The organism is Micromonospora sp. RP3T (assembly GCF_003027925.1).
Lineage (GTDB): Bacteria > Actinomycetota > Actinomycetes > Mycobacteriales > Micromonosporaceae > Micromonospora.
In genome coordinates, this window is record NZ_PYPS01000002.1 from 204,275 (window position 1) to 219,037 (window position 14,763).

Consider the following 14,763-nt stretch of genomic DNA (forward strand, 5'->3'; position numbering starts at 1 on the left):
AACCCACCCCGCTATCGCAGATACCGCAGCTTGAGTTCCAACTCCGCCAGCTCCTGCGCGACCTCCGAGCCGGCCACCACGCCGCCGCCGCAGCGCAGCAGGACGTCCGGCCCGTCCTGCTCGGCGCAGGTGACGATCGTGTTGGAGGTCAACGCGTCGCCGGCCGCGTCGTAGAGCCCCACCGCGCCGGCGAAGAACCCGCGCGGCTCGCCCTCGATCTCGGCCAGCACCTCCTGGGCGCGCAGCTTGGGCGCGCCGACCACCACCCCGCGCGGGAAACTGGCCAGCAGGACCCGGCCGAGCCCGCGCGCCGGGTCGTACCGGCCGGAGACGTCGCTGGCCAGATACGTGGTGGGTCCGATCACCAACGGTTCGCACAACCGGTCGACCACCACGCTGCCGGGTTCGCAGTACGAGCCGAGGTCGTTGCGTTCGAGGTCGACGAGCATGATGTGCTCGGCGAAGTACTTCGGGTCGCCGCGCAGCAGCGCGCCCCGGTCCTGGCGCTCCCGGTCGGTCCGCGCGGCCGGCTGGGTGCCGGCGAAGACCCGGCTGCTCACCCGGCCGTCCCGCGCCAGCACGTGCGGCAGGGAGCAGTTGCCGAACACCCGGGTCCCGGCCAGGTCGAACCAGTAGGAGTAGTCGGCCGTCGCGTACCGGGCGGCCACGTCGGCGTAGTAGCGCGGCAGCGAGGTGCGGGGGCGTACCCGGACCGGCACCGAGAGCACGACCTGGTAGACGTCGCCGGCCAGCAGGTGGTCGCGGGCCCGGGCGAGCTGCCCCGCGTACCGGACCGGGTCGATGTCGACGACGACCTCGGTCAGCGGCGCGGTGAGCGGCGGCACGGTCCCGGCGGTGGCCCGGGCGCAGGCCGCCACCACGTCCGCCCGGTCCTCCGCGGCGCAGCTCAGGGTGCCGGTGGCCGGGTCGTGGACCACCGCGCGCCGCAGCGGCCCGGCGAAGCCGAGCAGCCGCCCGGGGGGCGTGGCCGGTGGCGGACCGCCCGGGATGCCGGCCTCGGCCCGCAGCCGCAGCGACAGGTCGTAGGAGAGCGCGAACGCGACGTCGGGGCCCGGGCCGCGCCTCGCCTCGGCCAGCAGGTGGTCGAGCAGGGCGGCGACGTCGCCGTCGAAGCGTTCACCGTCCCGCTCGATCCCGTCGGCCGTGACCCGCCACACGTCCGACAGCGACGCGAACAGGGTGCGCCGCTCCCGTCCGGGCAGGCGGTAGCAGAACAGCGATCCGAACCGCTCCGTCAGCGGCCCGACGAGATCGTGCGGGTCGCCGGCGAAGGAGACGCGGACGGTGGTGGCGGTGGACGTGGGCGCCGACATCGGCGGCCTAGAGCGTGAAGTTGAAGGCGTTGCTGCCGGCGCCGGTGAGCTGCCCGACGCCGCGCCGGACCGCCTCGCTGACGCCGCTGGAGTAGAACAACCGGGTGTAGCGGTCGCTGAGGTCGGCGTAGTCCTCCGTGTACGCGATCCGCCCGTCCTCCACCGTGACGATGCCCAGCGCGGCGAGCGCGTCGAAGACCGGCCGGAACTGCCGAAGCGGCTCGGAGCCTGCCGGATAGAACGAGTTGAACCGCGCGACGTCCAGCTCGCGGTGCTTCATCGCCAGCACCAGGTGCCGGCGCAACGACTCGTCCTCCGAGAGCGGGAAGGCCTTCTCCACCGCCGACCCGCCCGCCTGGATCCGGCGCATGTACTCGCGGAAGGTGAACGCGTTGCCGTACGTGTAGCCGTGCGAGTGGCTGTACGAGCTGGCGCCGAGCCCGAGGACGTAGCCGTTGTTGCCCCAGTGGTTGTCCTGGTAGTGGAAGATCCAGTTGTCGCGCGGGAAGAGGTTGCGGGAGTACTGCCAGTAGCCGTTCGCCGTCATCCGGCGCTTGGCGTACCGGAACAGGGCGAGACTGCGCCGGAAGAGCTTGGCGTGATCCTCCTCGCGCAGCGTGGTGTCGTTGATCGCGCCCTTGCGCACCGAGAGCGTGAAGAGGGTGATCTGGGTGGGCATCGGCTCCAGCGCGGTGACGGCGTCCATGGTCCGCTGCATGTTGTCGAACGCCTCGCGCTCGATGCCGGCGATGAGGTCGATGTTGACGTTGGGCACCCCGCTGTCGGCCATGTGGTAATAGGTGCGCACCACACTGGACGGGGTGTCGGCGCGGCGGGACTTGCGCAGGATCTCCGGGTCGAGCGACTGCACCCCCATGGAGAGCCGGTTGGTCCCGTTGGCCGCCATGGTCGCGATGCGGTCCTCGGTGGCCGAGTCCGGCGAGCACTCGTAGGTGATCTCCCGGCACTCGGACAGGTCGAAACGTCGGATGACCCGCTCGAAGAGGAAGTCGATCTGCTCGGGGTTGAGCCGGCTGGGCGTGCCGCCCCCGATGAACACCGTCTCGATCTTCTTGGTCCGCATCATCGGCAGGTACTGCAGCGCCTCCTTCTCGAGGCAGTGCAGGTAGTCCCAGATGACCTGGGTGTCGTTCTGCACGACCGCCACGCTGTAGTAGCAGAAGCTGCACTTCTGGCGGCAGAACGGAATGTGGATGTAGAGGTTGTGCGAGAACGTGTCGCTGCCGGCCCAGAGCGTGTCCGGGTCCGAGACGGTGGCGTCCCGCGGCTCCCAGAGGGAGATCGGCGGATAGGTGAACACCAGCCCCGGGATGTGTTCGGCGGCCTCGATGAGCTGGTCGACGACCTCCGACCGGCCGGCGTCTGTCAGATCGAAGATGAATTCCTCAGCCACTGTCGCTCCTCGAACCTGTCACGGACAGGAAGTTCTCGATGATCAGTTGCCCGGCCGGCGTGCCGATCGACTCCGGATGGAACTGGACGCCGTACACCGGCTGCCTGGCGTGCTCGACGGCCATCACGCACTCGTCGTCGTCGGCGCTGGCGACAAGCCTCAGGTCGGCCGGCAGGGTGGCCGGGGCGATCGCCAGGCTGTGGTAGCGCATGGCGGGGAAGCCGCTGGGCACCCCGGCGAAGAGCCGGCTGGTTCGGCGCAGCCGGATCGTTGACACCTGGCCGTGCCGCACGGCCCCGAGTCGCGTGGTGCGCGCCCCGTAGAACCGGCCGATGGCCTGGTGCCCGAGACAGACGCCCAGCACCGGGATCCGACCGGTGTAGTGGGCGAGGGCGGCGAGACAGACGCCGTAGGAACCGGGATTCTCGACGGAGCCCGGACCGGGCGACAGCACCAGATGGGTGGGGCGCCGCGCGGCGATCTCGGTGAGCTCCGCGGTGTTGCGCAGGACCGTCGGTCGCGCGCCGGCGACCGCCAGGTACTGCACCAGGTTGTGGGTGAACGAGTCGAAGTTGTCCAGCACGACGACGCGAGGGCTCATGCCGGTTCCCGCCGCACGGCCCGGCCCTCGATCTCGAAGCGCAGTTCCGGACGGCAGACGTCCACGGTGTTCGACAGGTGCGGCAGAGTGAGGCCGGCGTCCGAGCAGTGCGCCTCGAAGGCGCTGCGCGCCTCCGCGTCCTTGCAGTAGACGTAGCAGCTCACCAGGTCCTCGGGGGACAGGTCGGCGCCGGCCAGCAGGTCGGTGAAGCTGGCCATCGCGTAGTCCACGGCGGCCCGTACGTCGTGCTGCGGCAGGGAGACGCCCTGCTTGTCGATGCTGGAGATCCCGGAGATGTGCACCACCTGGCAACCGTTGCGACGCGACCGGTTGGCGCGTACGAAGCGGGGACCGTAGTCGTAGGGCGCGCACTGCAGGTCGGTGCCGAACGGCGTCGCCGCGGCCACGCCGTCCCGCGCGACCGCCTCGGCCATCACGGCCACCGCCTGGCCGGGGGGCAGGCCGGCGCCGATGCCGGTGCTCGCCGGGTAGGTGGTGAGTTTCCACCTGTCGAACGTGGCGTCCCGGGCCTTGTTCAGGTCGCCGTAGGTCTCCTCGATGTCGGCGAGGAAATACCAGGTCCGGTCGATGTGGTCGGGAGCCATGCCGGCCCGCGACAGCACCGCCTCCAGCCCGCGCAACGCCGCCAGCGCCTGCTCGAACGTGGACCCGTCGCGACCGGGCGCGGCGACGTGCACCAGCCGTCGGACCTCGGCCCCGTCCTCGTGGGTGCGGACCAGGCGGGTGCCGGCGTCGAGCGTGACGACCTCCACCTCCGCGCCGGGCAGCGGGACGATCGCGGTGACCTCGATGCCGGGCCGGCCGGTGGCCGGGTACTGGGGGCCGGCGGTCAGGGCCCGCAGCGACCGTTCGCCCTCGGGCGCCAGCTCGGCGGCGCCGAAGACCACGACCCGCAGGCACTCGGCGCCCGGCTCCCTCGTGATGTGTGCGACGGCGGCGTCGACCTCGGCCTGCGTGATGACATCCCGGGCCGCCGGCTGGTAGGCCTGCACCTCGTCGTACCGGATTCCGCGGACACGTCGAATGACGATGACGCCCTCCCCGTGGTGACTGTCGCGTTCGGCGGCAGGGCTGGCCGCCAGAACGAGTAATCTGGCTCTGCGAAACCGTGGGGAACGTCGTCGTGTCCCACTCCGGTCAACGCCGCGACGGCTCGCCCATCCTGACACGCGAGGGCAGCGGCGTCCACCCGACAGTCGGGAAGCAGTTAGTCGTTGATCTATGCAATAGCGGTTTCGCCAGTTCAGCACGCTCGAAGTCGGGGCTCAGGAAGGTTCGCCAGCGTGATCGGCAAACCCCAACCGGTAAGCTAAAAAGCCGCATAGCCGGATGAAACACCCATCGTGCGGGTGCGCGGGTCGGCGGGTGGTTTGACATCATGGGCGCGGAGCGCGCGGCGGGGGCTCCGTGGAAAGTGTACGGAGAAAGGGTTCTCTGATCATGTGGGAAACGGCCGGGTCGGCTTTCCAGGAAATGTTCTGCAGAATGTACGGCGTTGCCGAGCCGGCGGTGCCGCTGCACAAGATAATCCACTGGTGGGCCATCACCGCCGATGTTGGAATGCAGGACGACGACGTCAATCGCGGCACGGCTTTCGTGCCGGCCGGACACTTCTACGAGATGCACATCCCGGTGCCCGGCGACGAACGGCGCAGGACCGATCGGGACCGCGCCCGGCAGGCCGGCGCGGACTGGTTGCTCTACCCGCAGATCCGTACCACCGACGACACCACGGCGCTGGCCCGCGACGGCTTCCTCGAGCTGCCCTGGTTCATGGAGGCCCAGTACCGGGTGCGCGCCGGCGTCGACGACGACCTGCGGGCCCAACTGGGCAACTCCCGCTACCGGGACCTGCGCCGACTGGTGCGCCGCGCGACCGCCGAGTACGACCACCGCGTCCTCGACGGCGCCGGGGCGGCGGCCGACCCCGCGGCGCTCAAGGACTTCGACCGGCTGCACGCGCTCAACCTGGCGAAGTACGGACACCGCTTCAACCACCTGTCGTCCACCGCGCTCGAACTGGTCCTGGACTCGCCGCTGCGCGACCGCATGCGGCTCTTCCTGCGGCAGTCGCGGGCCGACGGCGCGACCGTCCAGGCCGTGCTCTGCTTTCTCGACCCGACCGGCACCGAGCTGACCATCCTCGCCCAGGGCATCGACCCCGCCCTGGTGACGTCCGGTCAGAACGTCTACCGCGCGGCGTTCTACGAGATCTTCCGGTGGGGCGAGGGCCAGGGCATCGGCGTCTTCAGCCTCGGCCGTGGCAACGAGGTCAAGAAGCTCGACGTCGGCGCGAACACCTACCACCTGCTGGCCAACCACATCCGCGGGGTGTCCGGCGCCGATCCGGCCGGGTTCGCGCCGATGCGCGCCAAGCTGCGCGACTTCTTCGACCGGGTGATCGGCGAACTCGAGTCCACCGGCGGTGACCGGGTGACCGTCCGGCGATGACGGACCTGGTCGAGGAGAACAGCTCCGCCACCGGGCGGCGCCGGCTGCCGCGTGCCTTCTGGGTGCTCTGGGCGGGCAGCCTGGTGAACCGGCTCGGCTACCTGATCCAACCGTTCCTCGCGCTGTACCTGTCGGGTCAGTGGCGTCTGTCGCCCGGCACGGTCGGCCTGGTGCTGGCGAGCTTCGGCGCCGGGGCCGTGGTGTCCCAGCCGCTCGGTGGTTGGCTGGCGGACCGCTGGGGCGGGCGGCGCACACTCGTCGCCGGCCTGCTGGCCACCGCGGTGACGGCGATGCTGATCCCCTGGGCCGGCACCCTGCCCGTGCTGGTCGGTGCCGTGGTGCTCTACGGCCTCACCGTGGACCTCTACCGGCCGGCGCTCGCCGCGCTCGTCGTCGTCACGGTCCCCGGCGAACACCGGGCGCGCGCCTTCGGTCTGATCTTCTGGGCGGTCAACCTGGGCAGCGCGGTGGCCGGGCTGGCCGGCGGCCTGATGGCGGCGCGCGGCTTCGTGCTGCTGTTCGCCGTCGACGCCGCGAGCTGCGTGATCTTCGCGCTGGTCGCGGCGCGACTCCTGCCGCCCGACCGGCGGCGGCCGGCCCCCGACGTCGGTCGGGGCGGCCCGGCGAGCCCGGGCTCCGACGCCCTGTTGTGGGCGGTGACCGGCACCTTCCTGGTGTTCGCGGTGCTGCTCGTGCAGGCGTACGTGACGATGCCGCTGACCATGCTCGACCAGGGGCTGCCGCCCACGGCGTACGGGCTGGTCATCGCGGTGAACCCGATCGTGATCCTGGTGCTCCAGCCGCTGCTCGCCGGACGGCTGGCCGACTGGCCGCGGCCGACCGTCTACGCCGGCAGCCTGGCTGTCACCGGGCTGGGCTTCGGGCTGCTGGCCGCCGCGCGGACCGTGCCCGGCTACGCGGTTGCGGTGCTGATCTGGACGATCGGGGAGATCGGCGTGGCCACGGTCGGGCCGACCCTGGTGACCGAGCTCGCCCCGCCGGGGTCGGAGGGGCGCTACAGCGGTCTGTTCGGCATGGCGTACGGCGCTTCCAGCCTGGTCGGGCCACTCACCGGCACCACGGTGCTGGCGGCGGCCGGGCCGACGACGCTCTGGGTGGCCTGCGCCGTGGCCGGCCTTGCGGCGGCTGCCGCGGCCTTCGCGCTGCGCGGCGCGATGGCCCGGCGGACGGCCCTCGCCCGGCCCGGGTGAGCGTCAGTCCGCGGCGCGGCTGATGGGCGCCTCCCGGGGGTTGCGGGCGAGCCGGAGCAGGTCGCGACCGTCGACCTGGAGGGTGCGGTCGTTGCGGCCGCTGCCGCAGTAGACGGGGCCCATGTCCGCGACCGCGAGGTCGAAGACGGTGATCACACCGTCGACGTCGGTGAGCGGACTGGCGCCGCCCGGCTCCATGTCGAGCGCGTCGAGCACGGCCGGGTCGGCGGGGCGCAGCCGCGACCGTGAGGTGCCGACGGCCTCCGCGAGCCCTCGGTAGTCGAGCCGGGCCGGCCCGGGCAGCACCGCCAGCACCACGGTGTCCGGTGGGCCCTGGAAGGCCAGGGTCTTCACCGACCGGGCCACCGGGAAGTCGCGCAACGTCGCCACGTCGTCGCGGGTGCGGATGGCCCGATGCGTGGCCACCGCATAGGTGACCCCGGCCCGGTCGAGAATGCGCATCGGCGTCGGTACCGCATCGCGGGAATCTGTCATGTCGCCGACACTACCGGTCCGGTGCAAGAGCGTCCGGACAATGTCCGACTTGTATGTTCGATGGGGAAGTGTCAGTGGCCCGAGGCAATGCCGACGAAGGATCATGGAAGTTCCGTTGACACCAGCCGAGGGATGGGGGTTAACTATTTCCCGGCCACCAGAGTGAGCCGCGAGGTCTTCGCGGCAACTCGACGCAGCGCTGACACGGGGGTTCTCGCGCATGAGCCACGCCATTCGGCAGACCTGAGCTATCTGTCAACCTGTTGACGTCGCCCCGCGCGGTCGCCGCGGCGACCGCTTTTCCTGCTTTTTCGCAGGTACGGCCACCACATCGCGGTGGCGGCCACCGCATGACCGAAGCCGCCACACATGCCGTTCCGCCCGTCCGGGACAAGAGGAGGCTTACCCATGTCGCAATCCTTTCCGACCTTTTCGGAAATCCGCGCGGAAGCTCAGCGCAGCCTGGCCGCGATGCCGATCGAACAGCTCGCCGAAATCGGCATTCTGCAACCGATCGAAAACTATTATCTGGTCGGCACGTACCCACCTCTGAAGGCGATGGGGGAGATCACCCCGGCCGAAACCTTCACCGGCCTGACCCGGAACGCGAACATCTACCTGCACCTGCCGTTCTGCGAACAGCGCTGCACGTTCTGCCATTTCGCCAAGGAGATCCGGCCGGACTCGCCCCGGGTGACCCGGTACCTCGCCGCGCTGCACCGTGAGCTCGAGATCGTGACCGGCATGCTCCCGCACCGGGTCACCGCGGAGACGGTCTACTTCGGCGGCGGCACCCCGTCCTACCTGTCCGCCGCACAGATCACGGCGCTCTTCGCCCGGTTGCGGCAGCACATCGACGTCCCGGACACCGCCGAGATCACCTTCGAGCTGCACCCGTCGGTCATCGACGCCCCCGACTACACCGACCGGCTCGACGCGCTGCGCGACGCCGGGGTGAACCGGTGGGTCTTCGGCGTGCAGTCCATGGACGATCGGGTGCTGCGCAAGCTCAACCGTGGGCATGAGGCGTCCCACGTCTACCGGCTGCTCGACCTGCTGCACGAGCGGGGCCTGGACAACCACTCGGTCGACCTGATCTTCGGGCTGCCGTACCAGACCGAGGAGAACTGGTACACCACGCTGACCAGCCTGATCGGGTACGGCGTCGACAAGTTCAACATCTTCCCGCTGATGTTCAAGCAGGCCGACCCGATCTCGGCGCACTACCGCAACGAGCCGGGGATCTTCCCCGACCTGCGGCAGCGGCTGCTCATGCACTTCATGACCGAGGCGTTGACCCGGCGGCTCGGCTTCCGGCGCGGTCCGCTCTTCTACTACTCGAAGGCGGCCACCCACTCCCGCCAGCAGGAGAACAAGTACGACTCCATCGAGGACGCCAACCTGCTGCCGTTCGGCGTCTCCGGGTTCGGCTATGTCGGGAACACGCAGTACTACAACGACTGCACCATGGACGGCTACATGCAGCGGGTCGAGGCGGGGCGCCCCTCGGTCTGGCACGGCGTGCACCTGTCGACCGACGAGCGGATGCGCCGGGCGGTCATGTTCAACCTGCGCTCGCGCGGCGTCGGGCGCGACGACTTCCGCAGCCGCTACGGCGTCGACCCCGCCGAGCACTTCGCCGCCGAGCTGGCGCCGTACCGGGAGCACGGTCTGATCCGGATCGACGACGACGCCATCCGCCTGACCGACAGGGGCGTACCGGTCGCCGACAGCATCGCGTTGCGTCTGGTGAGCCCGCAGGTCCTGGCCCGGATCCAGGACGCCAACTCGCGGATCGTCGACCTGAAGCGGGATCCGCTCGACAGGTACGACTTCTCGCCGCTGGAACGTGACCCGGTCGGCGCCGGCGTGGCCTCCGCCGGCCGTCGCCCCCTGCTGCCGACTGTCGAGCACTAGGCCATGACCGCACAGTCGACCTCCGGTGGCGCGTCGTTGCGGCGGGAGCTCTCCGGGCGTCAGTTGAGGATGATCGGCCTCGGCGGCGCGATCGGCACCGGCCTCTTCCTCGGCTCGGGTCAGGCGATCTCGACCGCCGGCCCGGCGGTCACCGTCGCCTACGCGATCGGGGGCGCCGTCGCGGTGACCCTCGCGTACGCGCTCACCCGCATGATCGCCGCACATCCCGACGCGGGCGGGTTCGGCGGCATGGCCGAGCGCTACCTGGGCCCGGGCCCCGCGTTCGCGCAGCGCTGGTGGTACTGGATCGCCGGGGTCGTCAACATCGGCAGCGAGGCGCTGGCGGTCGGCATCTACCTGAAGCTGTGGTGGCCGGGGCTGCCGCTGTGGGTGCCCGCGGTGCTCTTCGCGACGCTGGTGCTGGTGGTCAACTCGTTCACCGTCGGCGTGTTCGGCGAGTTCGAGTACTGGCTCGCGATGATCAAGGTGATCACGATCGTGGTCTTCGTCGGCCTGGGGGCCGTCGCCATCTTCGTCGGTCTCGGCGGCCGGTCGGCGACCGGCCTGTCGGCCTGGACCGACCACGGCGGGTTCGCCCCGCACGGCGTGGGCGGCATCTGGCTCGCCATGGTGCTGGTGACCTTCAGCTACATGGGCACCGAGGCGCTCGCCGTGGCCGCCGGCGAGGCGCGCGCCGGCGGCCGGGACCTGGTCGCCGCGACCCGCGGTGTGGTGCTGCGGCTGCTGCTGTTCTACGTCCTCGGCACCGCGGTCGTCGTCTCGCTCGTGCCCTGGAACGAGGCGGCGGCCGGTGGTTCGGTGGACGCCAGCCCGTTCGTCCGACTGTTCGACATCGCCGGGGTCCCGGCCGCGGTGCACGTGATGAACGCGGTGGTGCTGACCGCGGCGCTGTCCGCCATGAACACCAACGTCTACGTCGCCAGCCGGACGCTGCACGGACTGGCCGGCAGCGGCCAGGCGCCACGGCTGTTCGGCCGGGTCGACAGGCGCGGGGTGCCGCTGCCCGCGCTGCTGGTCTCCGGGGCCGGGCTGCTGCTGGCGGCCCTGCTCGCGGCGGTCGCCCCCGAGCGGGCGTTCCTGGCGCTGATCGGGTTCTCGCTGTCGGGTGCGCTGCTGACCTGGATCCTCATCCTCGCCACCTACCTCGCCTACCGGCGCGCGGAACGTCCGGCGGACCGCGGACTGACAGTGGCCGTGGTGCTGGCCATGGTCGTGCTGGCCGCGGTGCTCGTGTCCATGGCGTTCAGCGACACGTTCGGCCTGCCGATGCTCAGCGGGGTGCCGCTGCTGGTGGGGGTTCTGGTGGCGTACGCGGTCCACGCCCGGCGCCGTCGGGCGGCCGGGACGCCGGACCCGGACGCGCCCGAGCCGGTCGGGGCACGGTGACCCGATGACCGGTCCCGACCTCGCCGTCCCGACCCCACCGCCCGGACTGATCCCGCTCCTGGTGGGCGACACCCCCGTGGTCTCCGTGCCGGTTGCGGCCGGCGGCCGGGAGGGGACGCTGCGGCTCAAACTCGAGTCGTTCAACCCGTGCGGATCGATCAAGGACCGCACCGCCGTCGCCCTGTTCGGTTCCGTGGCCGGCCAGGTCGACCCGGTCACCGGCATCATCGAGTCCACGTCGGGCAACCTCGGGGTGGCCCTGGCCGCGCTGTCGTCCGCCGCGCACGTGCCGTTCACGGCGGTCGTGGACCCGCGTACCCCGGCCTACGCGGTACGCGAGATGCGGCGCTTCGGCGCCTCGGTGGTGGTGGCCACCGACGAGGACGGTCGGGGCGGCTACCTGCTCAGCCGCCTCGCGATGGTCGACCGGATGCTCGCCGAGCGGCCCACCCTGTGTTGGACCAACCAGTACGAGAATCCCGCCAACCCGGCCGCGCACGAGTGGGGCACCGCGCCGGAGCTGGCCCGGCAGGTTCCCGCCGACACCGTCGTCCTGGCCGCCGTCTCCACCGGCGGCACGCTGTCCGGCCTGCGCAGCTACGCCGCCCGCGCCACGAAGTGGACGGTCGTCGGGGTCGACGTGCCGGGCTCGCACGCGGTGGGCCACACCGACGGTCCGCGACTGTTGTCCGGGATCGGCTCCAGCAGGTGCTCCGGCTTCGTCTCGGCGGCCGACGGACCGGTCGAACGGATCGGTCCCGCCGAGGCGGTCGCCGCCTGCGTCTGGTTGTTGGAGCAGACCGGCATCGGGGTGGGCGCCAGCTCGGGCGCGCTGGTCGCGGCGGCCCTGCGGCTGATCGAGCGGGACCGGCTGACCGACGTCGTCTGCGTCTGCGCCGACGGCGCCGGCAACTACCTGGACACGGTGTACTCCCCGCACTGGCGGGCGGCGCACGGGTTCCGGACGGACCCGCCGGCTGTCGTCCGCGGTCCGGTGGAATGGAGCACCGCGTGAACGCCGATCCGCTGCGGGACTGGTTCGACCGGGCGGGCGTGCGGGTGGATCCGCGCCGGGTGCTGGCCGACGAGATGGACGGCGGCCGGGTGCTCTTCCCGGCCAGGTTGATCCCCTACCTCGACCACGAGCTGGTGGCCGGCCTGGCCGACGAGGCCCGGACCGCGCTGGTGGCCCGGCACGCCTACCACTACTTCGCGTTCACCGCCCACTTCGAGACGAGGGTGGTCAACCGGGCCGCGGAGATGCTCGCGAACGGCCGGGTGGACGCGCCGTTGCGCCGGGACGTACGGCTCGACGCGTTCAAGATCTACTGCGACGAGGCGTACCACGCGCTCTACTCGTTCGACGTGGTGCGGCAGTTGGAGTCCGCGAGCCGGGTCGAGGCGCTGCCGTACGACTTCACCCCGTTCCTGACCCGCCTCGACGACATCTCCTCCGGCGCGATGCCGCACCGTGGGACGCTGCCGCAACTGCTCCAGGTCGTCGTCTTCGAGACGCTGGTGACGACGCTGCTGGCGGAGCTGCCGAACGACCCGGACCTGGTCGGGCTGGTCCGCGAGACGGTCCGCGACCACGCCCGGGACGAGGGGCGGCACCATGTCTTCTTCTCGCACCTGTTCCGCGAGGTGTGGTCCGGGCTCGACCCGGCCGCCCGCCGGGAGACCGCGCGCTGTCTGCCCCGGCTGATCGGCCACAGCCTGCGGCCGGACCTGCGGCCCGCCCGGGCCAACCTCGCCGCCGCCGGGCTCACCCCCACGCAGGTCGAGGACGTGGTCCGCGACGTCTACCCACCGGAGTCGGTGCGTCGGACCACGCGCGACCAGGCCGTCCAGTCCGTCCGACTGTTCCGCTCCTGCGGGGTCCTCGACCTCCCCGAGGGGCTCGACGCCTTCCACGAGGAGGGACTCCTGTGACCACCTCCGTCGACCGCTGGTTCACGGCCGGGCTGCCCGGGCTCCGCGGGCCGGGCAGTGTCGCCGTGCTGTCGCGCGCGGACGTCCTGCGCTGCCTCGACGCGCTGGACGTGGTGGCGCTGGTGAGGCTTACCCTCGCCGACCACGACGCGGGACGGTGCGTACTGCCCGGCGAGGCGTACCTGCGCTGGGACAACAGCCGCGGCGCGTACACCCGGTCCATCGGGATGCCCGGCGCGGTGCCGGGCGCCTACGGCATGAAGATCATCAACGCCAGTGTCTCCAATCCGGAGGCCGGACTGGAACGCGCCGGCGGCGTGGGACTCTGCTTCGACCCGGAGACCGCCCGGATAATGGCCGTCGTGGAGGTCGGGATCGTCAGCGCCGTCCGCACCGCTGCCGTCTCCGCCCTCGCCGTGGAGCTCACCGGACACGCGGACGCGGAGAGCCTGACCGTGCTCGGCTGCGGTGCGCAGGGCGGCACCCACGCGGCCCTGCTCCTCGAGACCCTCCCGCGACTGTCCCGGGTCACCCTCCACGACCGCGTCGGCGCCTCCGCCCACGGCCTCGCGGAACGCCTGCGCCGGCTCCGCCCCGAGCTGGACGTACGCGTCACCGCCGAGGCGGCCACCGCGGTCGCGGCCAGCCAGGTGACGATCGCCACCACCACGGCCGACGCGGGCTACCTGCCACCGGCGTGGATACCCGCCGGCGCCCTGGTGGTCAACGTGTCGCTGGCCGACCTGACCGCCGAGGCGCTGCTCGCCGCCGGCGCCCTCTACGTCGACGACGTCGACCTGGTCGCGGAGAACCCCCGGCGCCCGCTCGGCGCGCTGATGGCGCAGGATCGGGTCACCCGCCCCGGTTCGGCCACCGGCCGGCCGATCGACGGCACCATCGGCGGTCTGGTCACCGGCCGGCACCGGCTCGTCAGCACGGATTCCTTCACCGTGGTGAACCCCTTCGGGATGGGCGTGCTCGACGTCGCCCTGATCGAGGCGGTGCGTCGCCACGCCGTCCGCGCCGGTCTCGGGTCGACGGTGGACCTCGGATGACCGGCCGTCGGGGCAGCCTGATCTCCCTGCGTGACCTCACCGCCGCGCAGCTCACCGACCTGGTCGACGCCGCCGTTCGGGTCGCCGACGACCCGGCCGCGGTGCCGCCGAGCCTGACCGGCGCGGTGGTGGCGACGCTCTTCGAACGCACCTCGACCCGGACCCGCACCGCGTTCAGCGTGGCGGCGCTCCGACTCGGCGCGCGGGTGCTGCCCTACGGGCCGGAGAGCCTGCAGACAAACACCGGCGAGTCCGCCGAGGACACCGCGCGGATCCTCGGGCTGATGCTCGACGGGGTGGTGATCCGCAGCACCCGCAGCGTCGCCGAGCTGGCCCGGATGCGCGACGTCGGAGACCTGCCGCTGATCAACGCGATGGCCCGGGAGGAGCACCCCACCCAGGCGGTGTGCGACCTGGCCACGTTGCGACGGCACCTCGGCCCGCTGGACGGCATCCGGGTGGTGTACGTCGGCGAGGGCAACAACACCGCCTCCGCGCTGGCGTACGCGCTGGCCCGGATCCCGGGCGCCGAGCTGACCCTCCACACCCCGCCGGGCTACGGCCTCGACGCCGCGACCCTGGCCGCGGCGGCGGCGGACGCCGTGACCGGCGCCCGGGTGCGCCAGACCCACGAACGAGACGACCTGCCGGACGTCGCCGACTGCGTGTACACCACACGGTGGCAGACCACCGGAACCGTCAAGGAGGACCCGCTGTGGCGCCAGACCTTCCGGCCCTTCCACGTCGACGAGGCCTTCCTGAGCCGCTGGCCGCAGGCGGTGTTCCTGCACGACCTGCCGGCACACCGGGGGGAGGAGGTGTCCGCCGCCGTCCTCGAGTCGCCGCGGAGCCTGGTGTGGCAGCAGGCCCGGATGAAACTGGACAGCGCGACGGCGGTCCTGCAGACCTGCTGGGGCACCTGAGC

The 14,763-nt window shown here is 71.7% G+C and carries 13 protein-coding genes; 8 read left to right on the forward strand and 5 right to left on the reverse strand.

Features of this window, described 5'->3' with window-relative positions:
- Nucleotides 1-11: 11 nt before the first annotated feature.
- Genes C8054_RS02735 through C8054_RS02750 form a run of 4 tightly spaced genes read right to left on the reverse strand, consistent with a single transcriptional unit; the run spans nucleotide 12 to nucleotide 4,362 of the window.
- Nucleotides 12-1,334, reverse strand: coding sequence for a chorismate-binding protein (locus C8054_RS02735; protein ID WP_107155078.1), 1,323 nt, complete (start codon nucleotides 1,332-1,334; stop codon nucleotides 12-14).
- Between the two features lie 7 nt (nucleotides 1,335-1,341).
- The gene (locus tag C8054_RS02740; RefSeq protein ID WP_107155079.1) at nucleotides 1,342-2,748 is read right to left on the reverse strand and encodes a coproporphyrinogen-III oxidase family protein; all 1,407 of its coding nucleotides are present in this window, start codon (nucleotides 2,746-2,748) and stop codon (nucleotides 1,342-1,344) included.
- Entirely contained in the window at nucleotides 2,741-3,349 is a 609-nt protein-coding gene (locus C8054_RS02745; protein WP_107155080.1) for an aminodeoxychorismate/anthranilate synthase component II, read from the reverse strand. The genes C8054_RS02740 and C8054_RS02745 overlap by 8 nt, the downstream gene beginning before the upstream one ends.
- Entirely contained in the window at nucleotides 3,346-4,362 is a 1,017-nt protein-coding gene (locus tag C8054_RS02750; RefSeq protein WP_107155081.1) for a hypothetical protein, read from the reverse strand. The genes C8054_RS02745 and C8054_RS02750 overlap by 4 nt, the downstream gene beginning before the upstream one ends.
- A gap of 568 nt (nucleotides 4,363-4,930) precedes the next feature.
- Between C8054_RS02750 and C8054_RS02755 the strand changes: the two genes are divergently transcribed.
- Nucleotides 4,931-5,821 (forward strand): GNAT family N-acetyltransferase, encoded by an 891-nt coding sequence (locus tag C8054_RS02755; RefSeq protein WP_158273790.1) that lies wholly within the window; start codon nucleotides 4,931-4,933, stop codon nucleotides 5,819-5,821.
- Nucleotides 5,818-7,032: an MFS transporter gene (locus C8054_RS02760; protein WP_107155083.1), complete on the forward strand. Its 1,215-nt coding sequence runs from the start codon at nucleotides 5,818-5,820 to the stop codon at nucleotides 7,030-7,032. Before C8054_RS02755 ends, C8054_RS02760 begins: the two co-directional genes overlap by 4 nt.
- 3 nt (nucleotides 7,033-7,035) lie before the next feature.
- Here the strand turns inward: C8054_RS02760 and C8054_RS02765 are convergent, their stop codons facing one another.
- Nucleotides 7,036-7,527, reverse strand: coding sequence for an aminoacyl-tRNA deacylase (locus tag C8054_RS02765; RefSeq protein WP_199199501.1), 492 nt, complete (start codon nucleotides 7,525-7,527; stop codon nucleotides 7,036-7,038).
- Nucleotides 7,528-7,998: 471 nt separating this feature from the next.
- Here C8054_RS02765 and C8054_RS02770 point away from each other — a divergent pair, with 471 nt between their 5' ends.
- The 6 genes from C8054_RS02770 to C8054_RS02795 are packed head-to-tail and all read left to right on the forward strand — an operon-like array spanning nucleotide 7,999 to nucleotide 14,761.
- Nucleotides 7,999-9,444: a coproporphyrinogen-III oxidase family protein gene (locus tag C8054_RS02770; protein WP_199199502.1), complete on the forward strand. Its 1,446-nt coding sequence runs from the start codon at nucleotides 7,999-8,001 to the stop codon at nucleotides 9,442-9,444.
- A 3-nt stretch (nucleotides 9,445-9,447) separates the two neighbouring features.
- On the forward strand, nucleotides 9,448-10,851 hold the full coding sequence (locus C8054_RS02775) for an amino acid permease (RefSeq protein WP_107155085.1): 1,404 nt from the start codon (nucleotides 9,448-9,450) through the stop codon (nucleotides 10,849-10,851).
- Nucleotides 10,852-10,855: 4 nt separating this feature from the next.
- Nucleotides 10,856-11,866 (forward strand): pyridoxal-phosphate dependent enzyme, encoded by a 1,011-nt coding sequence (locus tag C8054_RS02780; RefSeq protein WP_107155086.1) that lies wholly within the window; start codon nucleotides 10,856-10,858, stop codon nucleotides 11,864-11,866.
- Complete coding sequence (locus C8054_RS02785; protein ID WP_158273791.1) at nucleotides 11,863-12,783, forward strand: diiron oxygenase; 921 nt, start codon at nucleotides 11,863-11,865, stop codon at nucleotides 12,781-12,783. Before C8054_RS02780 ends, C8054_RS02785 begins: the two co-directional genes overlap by 4 nt.
- Nucleotides 12,780-13,838 (forward strand): hypothetical protein, encoded by a 1,059-nt coding sequence (locus C8054_RS02790; protein ID WP_199199503.1) that lies wholly within the window; start codon nucleotides 12,780-12,782, stop codon nucleotides 13,836-13,838. The genes C8054_RS02785 and C8054_RS02790 overlap by 4 nt, the downstream gene beginning before the upstream one ends.
- Nucleotides 13,835-14,761, forward strand: coding sequence for an ornithine carbamoyltransferase (locus C8054_RS02795; RefSeq protein WP_107155088.1), 927 nt, complete (start codon nucleotides 13,835-13,837; stop codon nucleotides 14,759-14,761). Before C8054_RS02790 ends, C8054_RS02795 begins: the two co-directional genes overlap by 4 nt.
- The last annotated feature ends 2 nt before the right edge of the window (nucleotides 14,762-14,763 follow it).